This window comes from Candidatus Lokiarchaeum ossiferum (assembly GCA_025839675.1).
Classification (GTDB): domain Archaea; phylum Asgardarchaeota; class Lokiarchaeia; order Sigyniarchaeales; family Promethearchaeaceae; genus Lokiarchaeum; species Lokiarchaeum ossiferum.
Map to the genome: position 1 here is coordinate 5,731,741 of CP104013.1, position 15,696 is coordinate 5,747,436.

At 35.0% G+C, this 15,696-nt stretch carries 15 protein-coding genes; 5 read left to right on the forward strand and 10 right to left on the reverse strand.

The features are described 5' to 3' along the window. Nucleotides 1-2: 2 nt before the first annotated feature. Genes cobS through NEF87_RS24440 form a run of 8 tightly spaced genes read right to left on the reverse strand, consistent with a single transcriptional unit; the run spans nucleotide 3 to nucleotide 8,929 of the window. Nucleotides 3-833, reverse strand: a complete 831-nt coding sequence (gene cobS / locus NEF87_RS24405; RefSeq protein WP_457917888.1) for an adenosylcobinamide-GDP ribazoletransferase — start codon at nucleotides 831-833, stop codon at nucleotides 3-5. Further along, complete coding sequence (locus NEF87_RS24410; protein ID WP_371804121.1) at nucleotides 823-1,542, reverse strand: adenosylcobinamide amidohydrolase; 720 nt, start codon at nucleotides 1,540-1,542, stop codon at nucleotides 823-825. Before NEF87_RS24410 ends, cobS begins: the two co-directional genes overlap by 11 nt. Then, the gene (gene cbiB / locus NEF87_RS24415; RefSeq protein WP_457917889.1) at nucleotides 1,532-2,614 is read right to left on the reverse strand and encodes an adenosylcobinamide-phosphate synthase CbiB; all 1,083 of its coding nucleotides are present in this window, start codon (nucleotides 2,612-2,614) and stop codon (nucleotides 1,532-1,534) included. The genes NEF87_RS24410 and cbiB overlap by 11 nt, the downstream gene beginning before the upstream one ends. 6 nt (nucleotides 2,615-2,620) lie before the next feature. Beyond that, nucleotides 2,621-4,147: a cobyric acid synthase gene (locus tag NEF87_RS24420; RefSeq protein ID WP_371804123.1), complete on the reverse strand. Its 1,527-nt coding sequence runs from the start codon at nucleotides 4,145-4,147 to the stop codon at nucleotides 2,621-2,623. Further along, nucleotides 4,137-5,618: an aminotransferase class I/II-fold pyridoxal phosphate-dependent enzyme gene (locus NEF87_RS24425; protein WP_457917890.1), complete on the reverse strand. Its 1,482-nt coding sequence runs from the start codon at nucleotides 5,616-5,618 to the stop codon at nucleotides 4,137-4,139. Before NEF87_RS24425 ends, NEF87_RS24420 begins: the two co-directional genes overlap by 11 nt. Nucleotides 5,619-5,632: 14 nt before the next feature. Continuing rightward, nucleotides 5,633-6,898 (reverse strand): ABC transporter ATP-binding protein, encoded by a 1,266-nt coding sequence (locus NEF87_RS24430; protein ID WP_371804125.1) that lies wholly within the window; start codon nucleotides 6,896-6,898, stop codon nucleotides 5,633-5,635. A gap of 16 nt (nucleotides 6,899-6,914) precedes the next feature. Next, complete coding sequence (locus NEF87_RS24435; protein WP_457917891.1) at nucleotides 6,915-7,937, reverse strand: FecCD family ABC transporter permease; 1,023 nt, start codon at nucleotides 7,935-7,937, stop codon at nucleotides 6,915-6,917. A gap of 56 nt (nucleotides 7,938-7,993) precedes the next feature. Next, nucleotides 7,994-8,929, reverse strand: a complete 936-nt coding sequence (locus NEF87_RS24440; protein ID WP_457917892.1) for an ABC transporter substrate-binding protein — start codon at nucleotides 8,927-8,929, stop codon at nucleotides 7,994-7,996. Nucleotides 8,930-9,072: 143 nt separating this feature from the next. Between NEF87_RS24440 and NEF87_RS24445 the strand changes: the two genes are divergently transcribed. From NEF87_RS24445 to NEF87_RS24465, 5 genes are all read left to right on the forward strand, one after another. After that, nucleotides 9,073-9,204 carry a hypothetical protein gene (locus tag NEF87_RS24445; protein WP_457917893.1) on the forward strand — a complete coding sequence of 44 codons (132 nt, stop codon included), beginning with the start codon at nucleotides 9,073-9,075 and terminating at the stop codon, nucleotides 9,202-9,204. Between the two features lie 56 nt (nucleotides 9,205-9,260). Continuing rightward, nucleotides 9,261-9,971 (forward strand): hypothetical protein, encoded by a 711-nt coding sequence (locus tag NEF87_RS24450; protein ID WP_457917894.1) that lies wholly within the window; start codon nucleotides 9,261-9,263, stop codon nucleotides 9,969-9,971. Nucleotides 9,972-10,056: 85 nt separating this feature from the next. Then, nucleotides 10,057-10,887: a hypothetical protein gene (locus NEF87_RS24455; RefSeq protein WP_457917895.1), complete on the forward strand. Its 831-nt coding sequence runs from the start codon at nucleotides 10,057-10,059 to the stop codon at nucleotides 10,885-10,887. Nucleotides 10,888-11,065: 178 nt separating this feature from the next. Then, nucleotides 11,066-11,368 (forward strand): ribonuclease III domain-containing protein, encoded by a 303-nt coding sequence (locus tag NEF87_RS24460; RefSeq protein WP_457917896.1) that lies wholly within the window; start codon nucleotides 11,066-11,068, stop codon nucleotides 11,366-11,368. 58 nt (nucleotides 11,369-11,426) lie between these two features. Then, nucleotides 11,427-11,987, forward strand: coding sequence for a hypothetical protein (locus NEF87_RS24465; RefSeq protein ID WP_457917897.1), 561 nt, complete (start codon nucleotides 11,427-11,429; stop codon nucleotides 11,985-11,987). A gap of 65 nt (nucleotides 11,988-12,052) precedes the next feature. Here NEF87_RS24465 and NEF87_RS24470 read toward each other — a convergent pair whose 3' ends face one another. Beyond that, entirely contained in the window at nucleotides 12,053-12,838 is a 786-nt protein-coding gene (locus NEF87_RS24470) for a hypothetical protein (RefSeq protein ID WP_457917898.1), read from the reverse strand. Between the two features lie 423 nt (nucleotides 12,839-13,261). Continuing rightward, nucleotides 13,262-15,391, reverse strand: coding sequence for an AAA family ATPase (locus tag NEF87_RS24475; protein ID WP_457917899.1), 2,130 nt, complete (start codon nucleotides 15,389-15,391; stop codon nucleotides 13,262-13,264). Between the last annotated feature and the right edge of the window lie 305 nt (nucleotides 15,392-15,696).

The following is a 15,696-nucleotide window of genomic DNA, read 5'->3' on the forward strand; positions in this document are numbered from 1 at the left end:
GCTCATGTTGTAACTAGTGTTTGAATAATGATTATGGTAATTAGGTTTGCTAAACGGATTATTTCATGGATTGCCCCTAAGCAATCTCCTGTTAACCCCCCAAAATGCTTGTTTGAAATCTTATTTAGAATGAAAAGAACACCATATGTTGTGAGTAATGCTCCTCCTAAAAAAATTAGTATTTCAGAGATGGATAATAGCGCTATAGTATTAGTGATAGGAAATATTCCTACGATAATAAATAATATCGAATTGATTCCTAAGAGGGCCGCTATGATCAATAGAACGGAAAGCAAGGTGGAGTAGAGAAAATATTTATAATTATTTAATTCTATGAATTTACTTGCTGTGGTGGTGTGGGCATTTTTTCCAAAAGTACAACTTACTTGAAGGGCATATTTTGCCATGATTTCAGTAATACAGAGTAGGACAATCAAATTTTGATCAATAGAGCCTAGGGCAATTCCGGTTGAGACTACTATAATTATCCCTAAAGATAAGCCTCCTGCTCCAATGGCGACATCATGCATCACTTTGATTTTTTTCTCTGGGGTGCCCATTACCATGAGTCCATCGCCAAAATCAAACAACCCATCTGTGTGATGAGCTCCCGTAATCCCAATGAGAATTCCTAAACACAAAAATCCTGTTAATAAGGGCGGTAAAATCAAATTGAGTAGAAATCCTATGACACCCACAAAGAGTCCGAGACAAAATCCAACAAAGGGAAATAGCCACATTTTCTTGGCAATTTGATCGAAGGAGGAAAAATGGACCTTGACAGGAATTCGGGTTAAAAATCCAAAGACCATTTGAATATCCTTAAGAATCATCAATATATCCTCCTTTTATTAAAGACAATTTCAAATTTCGCATATATGCTTTGGAAACGAGCTTTCCAAATTCGGTACTTAAACCAGACCAATTAACTTTATGCAAACGTCCAGTAGTAAAAACACCTATCGCATCTGTGGTGGTGCCGGTGGCGCAATGTCCTTCTTGAGTTGAAATCTTTCCCTCTCGTAGCACAACCGTTTTTGCTTCAGTTAGCAAAATAAATAAATTGGAATAAAGGTGGGGTGGAAAATCACAATCAAAAATCACAATGGTGTTTATTGTGTTGTGTTTAGGATTATACTCATGATTCCTTAAATCCTCTTGAAGGGAAAAGTAGTTGTTCATCCCATCTTGAGGTGATGCTGCATTTGTGGTTCCCGCGGTAACAATTAGCAACATTTCTATTGGTCCGAGAGATACTTTTTCTATTGCAGCGTTTTTCATTTTTACAGCAGTCAAAAAAACAACACTATTATCTGATAAGTTGTGTCTTTTCTGAAGATTGTCAAAAGTCGAGTTAAATTCTTCTAAAGTATAGGATTTGGGAACGTAATTATTTACAATTTCACGGGTTATTAAATTCCCTCCATTTAATGCTGCGTTACTTAATCCATGAAGATCTAATGTTGAGCGAATAATGATTTCTGATTCAGTCCAAGTATAAGAAATTCCTTCAATATTTGTTTTCGCGTGTTTAATTAGCATAAAGTGATAACCCCCAAATGATTAATAGTGAAATCAAGCCGAAGAGAATGATAAATAATAACATCGATAGTCGCGTGCATTTATATGAAAGGAATATATCTGCTGGTTTAAGGTCTCGATTTTTATCTCCCAAAATATATGAGCCCGGTTTTTCTAGTTGAACATCTAGCAATCCTGCCATCAAGCCCATTGTCCATCCTGCATTCATACTCTCTAACGTGCGTGCATCTCGCTTGAGAATAAATTTCGCGTTACTTATATTTAATTTCATTAAAAATCCGATAATAAACATGCACAATACCGTTAATCTTGTGGGAATAAAATTCGCAACATCGTCGGATTTGGCTGAGAACCATCCAATATTGATATTTTCTTCATCCTTATATCCAACAACGCTATCTCCCGTGTTAATGATTCGATACAAATAGGCAAATCCGATTGGTAAAAAAAGGAAAAATGAGCCATTCGTAAGAATACTGAGTATAAATCCTAGTAAACCTCCCATGAAATAAAACCAGAAAACACTGGTTACAGCATCGGTAGAACTTTCTGCAATCACTTCAACGGATGCTGATATAATATGTTGCTCATCTAATATTTTTGTATTTCGACGCACGATCCATGATAATTTTTCTTGGGCTTGTTCAAGGGCATCATTTTCTAAGAAATTTTGAATCGGTTTGGTGACATCACCCAGATTTTTAATGGCAAAGGTCCATTTCAGGAGAAATCCCAGAAGAAAAGTAATAATACCTAACTCCCAGAATTTGGGAGCATAGTTTGGATCGATATTTTGGAAATTCCAGAATTTCCAGACTCCAATTTGGATCCCAATAGATATTGAGCAAAAAATCAAAATTACGATGAAAATGAGTAAGATTCCATTCAATTTATCCCTTTTTTGATTCCCAGTACGTAATTTGGACTTGAAAAAGGAAATTGATTTTCCAATTAGCATGACAGGATGGAATTTAAAGTTCGGATCTCCTATGATCAAATCAATAATAATTGCCCATATTGCCGTTAAACTAATAAATGTAATATATACATCTTGAATCAGTAATAATTCCATAATTTATCACTTTTCTTTATTTCCCATTTCTAATCCAACGATTTTACATAATTCTTGTAAATCTAAATGCTTGCGTACAATCGTAGCAACTTTGTCGATGTTCTGTTCCACGATTTCGTTATGGGAGGTTTTTGTTTCTACGAATTGTTTATTGTGGTGAGAAGCCACAAAAGATAGAAATTCCTTTCTAAAAAGATCATTTTCCCAAATTCCATGGAGAAAAGTTCCGAAAGTACTCATGGATTCATTATAAATGCCCAAGGAATAATTCTTCTTTAAAAGATTTTTATCTTCATATTCTAGAAACGTTTTAAGATTTGGACCATTTTTAATAATTCCCATGTGAATTTCATAACCTTTAATAATTTGCCCTTCTAAATTTGGAATATTTATGACTTTGGCACTTATTTGGTGTGTGATTTTATCATAATCCTTAAACTCTGCTGTGGTAGGAAGCAAACCTAATCCATTGTATTCTTTAATAAGATTTTCTTCAATTCCTTTATCAATGATTTTTTGCCCCAACATTTGAAAACCACCACAAATCCCCAGTATAATTGCTCCTTGTTTTTCTAAGAGAGATACTTCGTCGAAAAATCCATTTTCTTTCATCCAATTCAAATCTGAAATAGTATTTTTTGTTCCAGGAATAATAATCAAATCTTTATTTTTCAACTGATGTGGTTTGATACAATACTCTAAGGATACATCATTTTCTGCCAAAAAAGGTTCAAAATCTGTGAAATTAGAAATTTTTGGTAGTCGAATAACCCCAATATTAATATTTCGTAATTTTCGAGTTTCTTTAATATCAAGAGAATCTTCCGCGGGAAGATAGAGATCATTAATGTAAGGAAGTACTCCCAAACAAGGCATATTGAGTTTTTCACTTAACATTACCAACCCTGATGTCAATAAACTTTCATCTCCCCGAAATTTGTTGACGATATACGCCTTAATTAATGGTTTCTCATCCTCCTTAACTAACTCAACCGTTCCATAGATCGATGCAAAAACTCCCCCTTTATCAATATCCCCCACAATTACTACTGGTGATTTTACCAATTTTGCCACAAACATATTTGCAATCTCATGATCTGCTAAATTTATTTCTGCTGGGGACCCCGCGCCTTCAATGATTACAACATCATTGGTCTGACTTAATTTTTCCAATGATTTTTTAATATGGGGTATTAATTTAGGAATATATATAGGGTAATATTCACGTACTTTGTAATCCGCGAAAGGTTTGCCCATTAAGATAATTTGAGATGTATTATTCCCTTTGGGTTTTAGTAAGACTGGATTATGGGCTGGTTGAGGTTCGATTCGGGCTGCTTGAGCTTGCAAAACTTGCGATCGTGCAATTTCAAAACCTTCCTTATTTACAAAGGAGTTTAAGGACATGTTTTGTGATTTGAATGGTGCCACCTTATACCCCATATCTGCGAAGATACGGCACAATGCCATAACCAATGTGGTTTTCCCAGAATCCGATGTGGTTCCTTGAATCATTAAAAATTTAGCGGTCATGATATGCTTCATCTTGGTCAATTATTTTTTTATGGATTTCCATCAATTGCATGTGTGTTATTTCTTGGAAGGAACTCTTAAGATTGATTAGCTCAGTTAGAATAATGTCTACATTACTCGCTTTATGGGATAAAATACAATCTGCACAATTCCATATTTTTTTTCCAGTTTTTTGAGAGGTTATGAAGTTTCCTCCACTGATTGGATTATGGCAAGGATAAAAGGGACAATAGCAAAAAGTGCAATCTTCTAGCTGTTTATGACATGGAAAATACGGACAACTCAGATCTTTTCCTTTTCTATGTTTTAAAGCCAATGCTTGGTTTATTAAATCGATCCCTTTGGGGTGCATCCCTCCAGAATTGACGATCTTTTTAAACTCTTGTATTATCTTCAAATTGCTCTCATGATCCTTAATCGCAATTCTAATGAATTTATCATTTAAGCCCTTGAGGGTTGCACAATCTCTTATGAGGATATTTGATTCTACCAATCGAGTTTTTACATCTGCACTGTTCATCCCAAGATTTTCGAGATTTACAAGTAAAAAATTAGCGTTTGAAGGGTATGGCTTGAATCCATATAATGAGTTTATTTCATCGAACATAAACTTACGTTCCTTGGTATAATATTCTCGAGATAATTCTTGGAGATGAGTGTTTCCAATCAATCTTCCCATAAGTTCTTGGGCAACAGTATTAACAGACCATAGGTTTTGATAGGATTTCATTTTAGAAATCATTTGTTGGCTTCCTAGTCCATAACCGATTCTAAGGCCTGGAATTCCATAAAATTTTGTAAAACTTCTACATATGAAGAGATTGGGACACTGCTCTAACATTTCGTTTGTTCGAGGTGTTTTTTCAACGAATTCTATGAATGCTTCATCGAGGAACACCAATGTTTCCGAATTCAACGCTTGCTTTAGGATGTTTTTAATGTCATTATGGGCATCCAAACTCCCATTTGGATTATTTGGGTTGCAAATGAAGATTGCTTTTGGAGACTGAGACAGAAATTCAAATATTTCTGCCATTGGTAACTTAAAATCATTCTCAGGTAATCGAAAAATATTTATGATTTTTGCTTGGTTTTTTGTAATGGCCCATTCGTATTCTGTAAAGGTTGGTTGGACCACGATTATTTCATCATTTTTTGTAAAGAAAGCATCGGAAAAAACCGTAATTAGGTCCATGGCTCCATTTCCCACAATTATTTGATTCTGGGTAAATGCATTATTTGAAATTTTGATCAATAATTCCTTAAGGCGAGTTGAATTGGAATCGGGATAAAGATCAATGGTTTCAAGTAAGTCTTTAAGATCCATGTCGACAATTGATTTTTTAAAAAGATGGTTGACGTTGACACTGAAATCGAGGATTTTTTTGTTATTTAGGTTTTGAGAATAGACTTCTCCTCCATGGGAAGCGTGATTTGGTATTATTGGTAAGTCTGATTGCTTTCTATCCATTTTAGTAGTTCTCCTCAATTATGCAAAAGGCGCTCCTTAATTTTTAACATTTCTTCAATCGAAGATGTTTTATACACATCTTTTTTTTGCGAAATGCGGTGATATAATTCTGTAGCTTTTCCGTCAGTAAAATCACGGTCTTCGATGGGGGTTTCCTCAATAATGATTATTTTCCCCGAGAATTGATCTAAAACTTGGAGATTTACTAAATTTGCGTTACCAAATGGAACATTGGCAAGAATCACTATATTGGATTGATGGATTGCAGTTTCTAATAATTTTAGTGTTTTACTGGAAATAGGGGAAAATGGGGCTTCAGAAATGGTTTTTATTTGCATTTTTTCTGCCATCGTATGATCATCATCTAGTACATGAAGAACTCCAATGGAAGTATTCACATTTGATATCAAGGATAAGAAATTGATCGCGGTTCCGCCTCCAGCGATGATGTGTATTTTTTTTTCATCGGGGACTTGTTTGATTTTGAATTTTGAATTGAGATAGTTACTAATCGGTATAACGTATGTTGATTGCGTGATTGGGTTACTTTCAATTATAACATCCACGTTATAAACTTCTTTAACATTTTGCTCTGTGATCGTTTCTGTTACATCTCCAAAAGCATGGATTTTACCATTATTAAGCAAAATAATTTTATCACAAAATTGCGCCGCCAAATTAAGGTCGTGGAGAACGATTAAAATAAGAATCCCCTTTTGAACAAATTTTTGGAAAAGTTCCATGAATTCCAATTTGTAATTGATATCTAAGTGGGATGTTGGTTCATCCAGTAATATTATTTTGGTTTGTTGAGCTATGGCTCTTGCAATCATTACCTTTTGTTGCTCTCCACCACTAAGTTTATTATATTCTCTGTCTCTTAATTCTTCCAAATTCAAATCTTTAAGTATATCATTTACTATTTTATGATCCTCTTCACTTTCACGAGAAAAACGATCTATATACGAGTATCTCCCCATGAGTACAATTTCTTCGACTGTAAAGTTGAAATCCAAGGTTTCCGATTTTTGTTGAACATAAGCTAGGTTTTTTGCGATTTCCTTGATTGACATCTGTTCTAAACTAATTTCATTTACAAGTATGTCCCCATAATTTTGTTTTAATAATCTCCCAACAATATTCAAGAATGTTGTCTTTCCACAACCATTTGGACCGAGTATTCCGTACAAATTACCTTTTCCAAATGAAAGGGAAATATTTTCAAGAATTGGTTCCATATTATAGGAAAAATGAATATCATTAACTTTGATGGATGGCATTTTCAATTTTCTCCGTTTACTTATTTGATCGTTTTTTTTTAATCACCAAATATATGAAGAAGGGTCCTCCCATAAGAGAAGTGAAAACTCCAACCGGGATTTCTTGCGGTGAAATCAAGATTCTTGCTAATACATCCGCCCAAATTAATAATATTGCTCCCACAATTCCCGAAATTGGAATAATTTTCCGATTATCGCTTCCAAATATTAACCGGGTTATATGGGGTACAATTAATCCAATAAATCCAATGGAACCACAAAATGCTACTGCAGTTGCAGTAAACATAGTCATACATAACAATACAATACTTTTAGATCTTTTTACGTTCACACCCATAGTTTGAGCGGAACTATCTCCCATCAAAAGGAGATTCATATCTAATCCATAAAAAATAAGGATTGTTGTAAAAGGAATGAGCAGTAATCCAGCAATTTTGACTTCCACCCATGTGATTCCCCATAGTTTTCCAAGTAATATTGAAAGTATCATGTGAGATTTATCTTCGGATAGAAATAGAATGAAACTAATCAAGGCAGAAAAAATATATGATAGGGCAATTCCTGAAAGCAATAACGAATAAATGTGAATGGATGATTTACTTCTTGCAATCATGTATATTAAAAATACTGCTCCAATTGCAAAAATAAATGAAAATAATGGAATTGTAAATTGTCTGAAGAAGAAGAGTTCAAACACAATGACGAGGGCTGCACCAAATCCCGCGGCGGAAGAAATACCAATGACGTAAGGATCTGCTATTGGATTTCGGAAAACAATCTGGGATATTACTCCAGCCATACTCAACATGGCTCCAACGATGACTGCCATCAATATTCGAGGAAGGCGTAATTGTAAAATAATTACTTGCTCCACTTGTGTGAAAGACTGACCTGTTTGGATCCCAATTTCATTGAGAAGTATTGCAATACTATGGCTTAAAGGTATTTTTACGCTTCCTAATGTGCATGACATGAAAACGCTAAAGATTAATAAAAAAATTAACACCTGTAAGGTAATTATTTGCATCGATTTTTTCATATACATCCTTTCGCTTCAAATTGTATTTTTATAGTTTATTTCCCGAATAGCAAGATTTATAGCAAGTTTGGATATAAATATTTTGTCATATTTTCTAACGCTTGGATAATTCTTGGACCCCCCCGTAAAAAGATATCATCATTGACCGAATAAATTCGATTGTTTTTTATTGCATTAATTGAACTGTATCCTGTTCGGTTACTTATGATTTGGGAATAAAAAGGGGCTGAATGTTCCGTAATGAAGATTGCATCGGGATTACCACTTATAATATTTTCATTACTCACCATGGGATATTCTTCGTTAATATCTGCGAAGATATTTATCCCTCCGGCTTTATCAATCATATCATTTAGAAAAGATTCATTTCCTACAACCATAGGGGATTCCCAAATTTCAAAATAACATGTCATTTTATCGGTGGCACTTATAGTTGATGTTTTATCTACAATAAGATTATAAGAATCAGTTAACTGATCCGCGAAATCATTTCCTTCCTTCGTGTAGCCTGAAAGTTTTCCAATGTCTCTAATTGAATTGATCACATTCATGATTGTACTTCCTGGTTCCACAATAACTATTGTTAAATTCAATGCTTCTAATGTTGCAGTTGATTCTGCATTAAAAGTGGGAGATATAATTAAATCTGGCGCTAAAGAAACTAATTTTTCTAAGTCCGGTGTTGAAAATCCTCCAATGCTCTCAATATCGAGTGCTTCATTGGGATAATTGCAGAAATCCGTGCGTCCAACTAAGATATCATTTGCACCTATTGCGAAAAGAATTTCGGTTATTGATGGGGCCATGGAAATGATTCGTTCAGGGGTGGTTAAAACTTCAACTTCTCGCCCTTGGGAATCGGTATAAATCCATTTATTTCCGAAAGAAAGGAATACCGTATCCGTGACTGAAGCATAAATGCCATATCCGGTGAATCCAAAGATACAAACTAATATAAATCCACCCAGAATCTTTTTATTTTTTTCGTTCATTTTAAAACCTTATTTTAGAATAATTATTCAAAAATCGGAGTAGGAAACTTATCCTATAGGTTGTTCAAGTCTACGATATTAAAAAATTTTTTCCTTTTTTATGTGGTTGATTATCCGCTAAAATTTTAAATGAGTTTTGTTAAATGATGGCTTTAGTAATTGAAGACATTAAATTTAATCTTTTTAATCCAGAAGAATTTACAGAACAGATAATTCTTTACCTAATTGAAGCTAAAATGAAATTTATATTTCAAGATATTTTTTCCCAAAAATAATAAAGTCACCACCGAGAGTGTTTTTATGGGAATAGTCTTCCTTCTCCTCCTCACCCATGCAAACCGGAACCGATGTGCTTCATCAAATTTGTAGTGAACCTCCCCTTTCGACAGGCCTTCTCCCCCTTGACACTCTGCTGCATGGGGGATTAACGCGGGATTTAGTGACCTTACTCATCGGGAATCCGAAAATTAATGCCCAAATTCTCCAACAGATTGCCTTAGAGGCCACCGTTCGTCTCCATCAGACACACCCCGAGACGACCCAGAAAATCTTGTATGTTGATGGGGCCAACCGCTTCAATCCATATCATTTGTCGCAATTAGCCATTCATCACGGGGTGGCGGCCCAAACGATTCTCTCCACCATCTTAGTGTCACGGGCGTTCAATTGGTCCAACATGGTTGAAACCGTGGCCGAAAATTTAGATAAAGTGGCTGATACTCCCATTGATATGATCGTGGTGTCAGGCCTCACCAAGTTTTTTGAAGAAGAAGCCGTGATCCCCCGCACCGACACCGCTTCCCCCCAATTGCGTCCCAAGGCTTTCGAAGGCTTGAATGCCATGTGTGCCGGTTTGAAACGCTTGCAAGCCAAGCATCATACTCGGATTTTACTCTCCACCACCCTCAATACTAAATCCACCGTCAAACCCGCAGGCGGGCATATTCTCACCCATTTTGCCAATGTCATCATCCGCATGCTCCCCTACCTAAAGTACCTTTTTCAGGTTAAATTTTTTCTTTTCATTTTCTATCCCCCTTAGTATTACCCAAGATTCCCATGATTCCTTTCTAATAGCAAAACTTCTTAGGGAATTACAACTAACCCTTCTTTGGAATTGAATTCGCATGGGATACATCACAGAGAAAACAGACACCCAATGGATACCACCAGAAAAATATTGGGAGTTACTCCAAATGAAAACCAAAGTTCAATTTCTGCTCGACGATCGATCCCAACCAGGAAGCATAGAACAGATTGTAAATTTGAAACCGTATATGCAATTTTTTTCACTCAATATCGCTTCCGGGGATGAAAGAGCGGAAAAGGAAATGCTAAAACGGGTGTCGGATACTGTAACCGATTTTTCCGAAGTTCGCCACTATCGACTCACCTGGAAAGGAGATACTCATCCTACCTTCAATTTCCAAAAAACCCTGCGTCCCAAAATTACGGTTGGGCGATTACCTATTACCCCTCGGGTAAATTTTTCGGCGCTCCGGATAGAAACGTTAGAATACGCTGTTCAACAAGATCGTCTTCACCGATTTAAAGCCGAGTTTGGTCGCTCTTATCATGAAATGCGGTCGATGGCAAAAGAAAGGGATCCGAAAATTCAATCGCGAATGGATGAAATTGAGAAATATTCTATTACTCTGCCCGATTCTTCGGCTTTCGGCGATTGGATATATTATGATTTGGCTTTTTATATGGATTCTTCCCGCAAGTATTATATAGAAGGGCGGTTTTACGAGATCCAAGATCAACGGACTGTGGTCTTCTTTGCTCCGATGGATCCTTCCCTTCTCGGCAAGTTCCTCAATTACGCGGAACAATGCGGGTTATATTTAGGCTATTTTGTGATTAATCCTCTCTTTCTCCTGATTCTAAAGAAAACTAATCATCTCTATATCGATTCTTTTGAGACGGCGAGTCGGGCGTTGAATTTTCAGCCATGAATCTTTGCAAAGCCTCTCCATTCAAAGATTAGAAAATCGGAAATATCTTAAAAAAAAATATCCAAGTTAATACCTTGGGAACCTTCAAATATGGAAAAATATGTTTTTTCCAATAAAATAGCTATAAATAAGCATACCCATTTTTTAATGCAGACACCAATTTTTAGAATGGGAGAATGTGACTCCATCGGAAAAAAGTAAGCCAGAAATCCCTTGGATCGAGGGCTCTTCTCTATCCAAAATCGGAGATTTAACTCAAAAGCGAGAAAAAATCGTCAAAAACGATCATCTAGCAGTTATTTGTGATCGTTGGCAACTCTTTGAACACCGTATTAAAAGAGTTCACGAGGGAACGACTGCCCCGAACAATTCAAAAAAGATCATTCATGAGAAAGGTACACTTGTTGAAGCCATTTTTGGTGTAATTTACCTAGAAATGGGATTTGAGGAAGTATTACGTGTGATCCCTTCGATTCAATAAGTTTTTAATATTAATTCATTTTAGAGAGAAGATCTAAGAATCGGGAGGAAATGATAAAATGAGTATCGGAATTTCAGGATATTTTGAAGTAAAAAAAAATGGTAAATGGGTTGGTATCGAATATCTGTACAAAAGAACTCTACAAAATTATGAAATGTATAGTATTTTTTTTGGAATGAGATATCATACAATCGAACCAATTGCATATAATCGAGGAATCCCTGATTTCGCTTCAGAAGAATTTCTTGCTGATTATGAAAAATGGGGATCTGATGCTGGGGGCGCAACATTTCTTTCTGCAAAAGAATATGCCGCAATAGATTGGGAAAAAAGTGATGAAGATGAATATTTGATTGTGGAATATGAATTAATTGATAACCAACTAATCTATAAAAGAGATGATCATTCTTGGAATTTGAAGATTCCTTCTCAAATGAATTTTGATGAAAATCTTGAAATCCATGATGGAAATAGAGTATTCAAAAAAGAATTTGTGTCCCGCCAATTCTATATAGATCATTACGCAGATAGCAATTGGTTAGATCTTCTTAGAGATTTTGGAGAATTAGGTGAAAAGCATGGATTGGAAAACGTTCGTATGGTGGTTTTCTTTATGTGAAGATTGATATCCAAAACGGTACTTTAAACACCTGTGCCATCCCAATCACTTGAAGCAATTGTAGACTAAATTTTATTTTTTTTAATAGATTTTTGATTCCACTCTTCAAATAGAAGATCGATCGAATCGAGTTCTTTGGACACGTCACTGGTGCACCGGATTGATTGCTTTAACCGGATAAACTTAAACCCCGACACGTTTTCTCCCACAAATTTGAGAAAATTTTCAATAAAGGTCGGAAACTGGGGAATGGCGTGACCCGGGTATTTGAGGGCTGCTTCCTGCGTAACAATTTCAATGGCTTTTTCCAGTTCCACTTCATCTCCTGGAATCAATTCAAATAATAATTCCTTGATCAATGCTATCACCAATTTGCGGAGATATTTCTCCATCGTTTCGTGAACTAATTGAGTAATTATTGAAAATATAGCAGGATGCACCCCAGTTTTAGATATGTGTTGCGCAATTCGTTGATCATATTGTCTTGTCATAGAGCCCTGTTGTATCTCGAGTTCAGGTTTGAGGAACGGAAGCTCAATTGTCTTGTTATCTGGGTATCTGATTATGACTTTATCTTCACTAATTTGAATTTGTTCTCCAAGATGGAGGGCCATTTTGGTACCTCTTGGATTAGTAAGATCCCCTTCAAGATTATCTTTCAAGCGCGGAATAATAAGCCCTCCGGGTTGGAAGATAGATTGCTTTATGCAGATTTCCATCATTTCTGCCCGTCTTTTATCTAAATCTAATTTGATGACGCTACGTTTCCAGTTTTTAGGATTTGCTTGCGATTCGTTATACAATTCAGTCCAATAGTTATGTTCTAGATCCAAGAGACAATTTTTATCCATGCGAATACCATGCCTTAATTTGTGAATGACTTTGGCAAAAGAAAAGAGGAAGAAAATCACCAAAGACAAATACTCGGGTCCGCAAACCCTTTCTCTCAATCTTTGATGTTCACGATTTTCACCCGATAGTGATCCCAGCAGGACGTTCTCTGCCGACGAAAGTCGTGAATAAAATTTTCTAAAGAAAAGAAAGACATTTTTCTATTTAAAGTCAATGGAAGGTTGTTTTTTCCAATTCCTTATAAGGGCGCAAAACATAGCTCAATTAGCGATCCTTAAGAATACGAAAAGGAATGGCACATCCTCGTGAAGAAGAACCAAATGGGAAGGAAGATCCCTATGATTTTTGCCTAATCCTCCAATGGTATTCCAACCAAGTGATGGTGTGCAATTAAAAAAATTTTTTTTCATTCTCAGATTGCTTCAGGAATTCACTATTGCTTGCAACATCTCTTTAATTTCACTAAATATTTCTTCTTTCGTTTGCAACTTAGTTATTCCTCCTAAATCCCGATTCTTCTTATAACTTTTTCCAACTTGATGAAATAGGATATCTAATACTTCCGCACCTCGTATTATTGACAGTAGTTCATTATCAATTTCAAAAATAGATTCTTCTTTTGCCTCAAGAACCAAATTGTTGATTGCTTCGCGATTTTTAATTAAGGTATCGTTTGCCTCTACCTTTCTGTTTTTAATTATTTCGATCAAATTATCACATTGTTCTTGAAAATTATTAAGAAAATCATCATGGTTTTTTGTTTTAAAAATTTTTTTATCATTGAAATATATTGGATTGCATAATTCAGCAAAAACTCGTTTTTGAACTAAATCTGGCCCTGCATCAAATATTGCTTTGTTTAGATCTATTTTCTTACTTTCTACATCAGTTAAGTTGAATTGCTGCACTAAATATCGTGTTAGTATAATTGGATTTAAAACATAGTTTTCCAATTCTCGCCGTTTTAAGATAATTAGGTTAGAATTTTTAAAATCGGATAATTTTTCTTTAAATTTCTGGATTTGATAATCAGAATTTTCATCTCGGTCGATTATGAACCACATTTTCATGCCTTGATCTTGTAAAAAATTCATGGTGGCACTAGCAGCATAATGGGTAAAGGATTTTATTCCGTTTAACACCACAAATCCAATGTGAAGGTCTTCCGGATTCATTCCAAGAGTAAAAAACCAATTATTAAATGCTTCTTTATCGGTGATACCCTCAACAAAAATTAATTTATCATAGGTCAGAAGGTCGGCTGGAGATACTCCTAAACGAGTTGATGTTAAAATAAATTCTTCACGATCTAATCGTTTTACAGTGGAAAAATCTTCACGACGTAAAACTTCATGTACACTTACTTTAGAACGAATTTGACTGAAAAAGAAAATGGAATGAGTTGAAATTAGTATTTGTTTGCCTGGAAGAAAATCTTGAATTACATTGAAAAGAATTTTTTGAAGCTTAGGATGCAAGTTTCCCTCGGGTTCCTCAATTAAAAGAATATTTTTTTCATCAGATTCCAATAAGTGAGTTAATATTATTACCAAATCCTTCAATCCTTTACCTAGAAAATCAAAATTTGTCAGATCTTCCTTATTATGTTCCCGAACAAACGGAATTATTTTGCCTGTGCTGAGATCTTGCCCAATTTCTGTAATATTCGAATAAAATTGCTTTAAAAGCAGATCTAATTTGTCTAATATTGGTTGCTTTTCTCGAATATTATAATATTGAAATAGTTTTTGGGGAAAATTATTACCATTGGGAGATATGGGATCGTGTATCAATTTCATCTCCATATTTGCTTGGAACTGGCGAACGTCTTCAATTGGATGGATATTGTCAAAAAACTGGAATATTTCTCTAAAAAAATATAAACCTAAAGACCACATTTCTTTTTTTCCTAAGTATTGATCTACATCATGAGTAGTTCGCATATTATTTAGTTGAATCATGTCGGTTGTTATGGGGGAGATTTTCACAAATTCATTTATACCAACAAGGTAAAATTTAATGGTAGTCTTCCTTATATAAGTGGATGAATGTAAAAAATTATATTTTTCAGATATTCTTGACTCATCCAATATTCCTGAGCCGTGAAGTGTGATCTTAGGACCCAAATAAGTGATATATGACTTTCCTTCCCCATCAAATTTTATATTCATTTGAATTTTTTTAAAAAATTTCATAAAACCACATGAGATTTCATTCTCATGGTAAACGATATTATGTTCCTGAATATTTTTAGGTGTCTCAGGGGAAAAATGTTCTTCTATTGCTTGCCAAATTTCCTGCAATTTAGCTCCGTTGAACCGAAATGTCATTTCTACTCCACAATCTGTGGATTTTTTCCCAGAACGGAATAAATTTGAATCGACAATTTTATGAAATCGGAATTGTTTTAGAAACCGAAATAAGTTGGATTTACCGCTGTTATTAGGCCCAATAATTAGTCCGAGTTGATTTATTCGATCAAAACTTGCTTTCTGATAACTTAGAATATTCTCAAATTTAATTGCTGTTAATCCCACTTTAGGTGAGTTCATGATTTCCATGTATCATTATCCTTACTCTTATTAAAGTCCTTAGGAAAATTTTCAGAGTTATTAACAAGTTGAAATGGTCCAATCTCAAAAAGCTAAAGATTAAGTCATATTTCTTGCTATCTTCTCAAAATAAATAAGAGATAGAATGCTTATGGCCAAATTCAAGCACTACGTATTAAGTACCAATTTTATTTATATATAGGAAAGAGAAGAAGAAAATCACAAAAGATAAATACTCGGGTCCGCAAACCCTTTCTCTCAATCTTTGATGTTCAAGATCTTCACCCGATAATTGTCCCAGCAGG

Coding starts and splice junctions, on each gene's coding strand:
- cobS (WP_457917888.1), bottom strand. CDS start 833: ATGATTCTTAAGGATATTCAAATGGTCTTTGGATTTTTAACCCGAATT.
- NEF87_RS24410 (WP_371804121.1), bottom strand. CDS start 1,542: ATGCTAATTAAACACGCGAAAACAAATATTGAAGGAATTTCTTATACT.
- cbiB (WP_457917889.1), bottom strand. CDS start 2,614: ATGGAATTATTACTGATTCAAGATGTATATATTACATTTATTAGTTTA.
- NEF87_RS24420 (WP_371804123.1), bottom strand. CDS start 4,147: ATGACCGCTAAATTTTTAATGATTCAAGGAACCACATCGGATTCTGGG.
- NEF87_RS24425 (WP_457917890.1), bottom strand. CDS start 5,618: ATGGATAGAAAGCAATCAGACTTACCAATAATACCAAATCACGCTTCC.
- NEF87_RS24430 (WP_371804125.1), bottom strand. CDS start 6,898: ATGCCATCCATCAAAGTTAATGATATTCATTTTTCCTATAATATGGAA.
- NEF87_RS24435 (WP_457917891.1), bottom strand. CDS start 7,937: ATGAAAAAATCGATGCAAATAATTACCTTACAGGTGTTAATTTTTTTA.
- NEF87_RS24440 (WP_457917892.1), bottom strand. CDS start 8,929: ATGAACGAAAAAAATAAAAAGATTCTGGGTGGATTTATATTAGTTTGT.
- NEF87_RS24445 (WP_457917893.1), top strand. CDS start 9,073: ATGATGGCTTTAGTAATTGAAGACATTAAATTTAATCTTTTTAATCCA.
- NEF87_RS24450 (WP_457917894.1), top strand. CDS start 9,261: ATGCAAACCGGAACCGATGTGCTTCATCAAATTTGTAGTGAACCTCCC.
- NEF87_RS24455 (WP_457917895.1), top strand. CDS start 10,057: ATGGGATACATCACAGAGAAAACAGACACCCAATGGATACCACCAGAA.
- NEF87_RS24465 (WP_457917897.1), top strand. CDS start 11,427: ATGAGTATCGGAATTTCAGGATATTTTGAAGTAAAAAAAAATGGTAAA.
- NEF87_RS24470 (WP_457917898.1), bottom strand. CDS start 12,838: ATGGATAAAAATTGTCTCTTGGATCTAGAACATAACTATTGGACTGAA.
- NEF87_RS24475 (WP_457917899.1), bottom strand. CDS start 15,391: ATGAACTCACCTAAAGTGGGATTAACAGCAATTAAATTTGAGAATATT.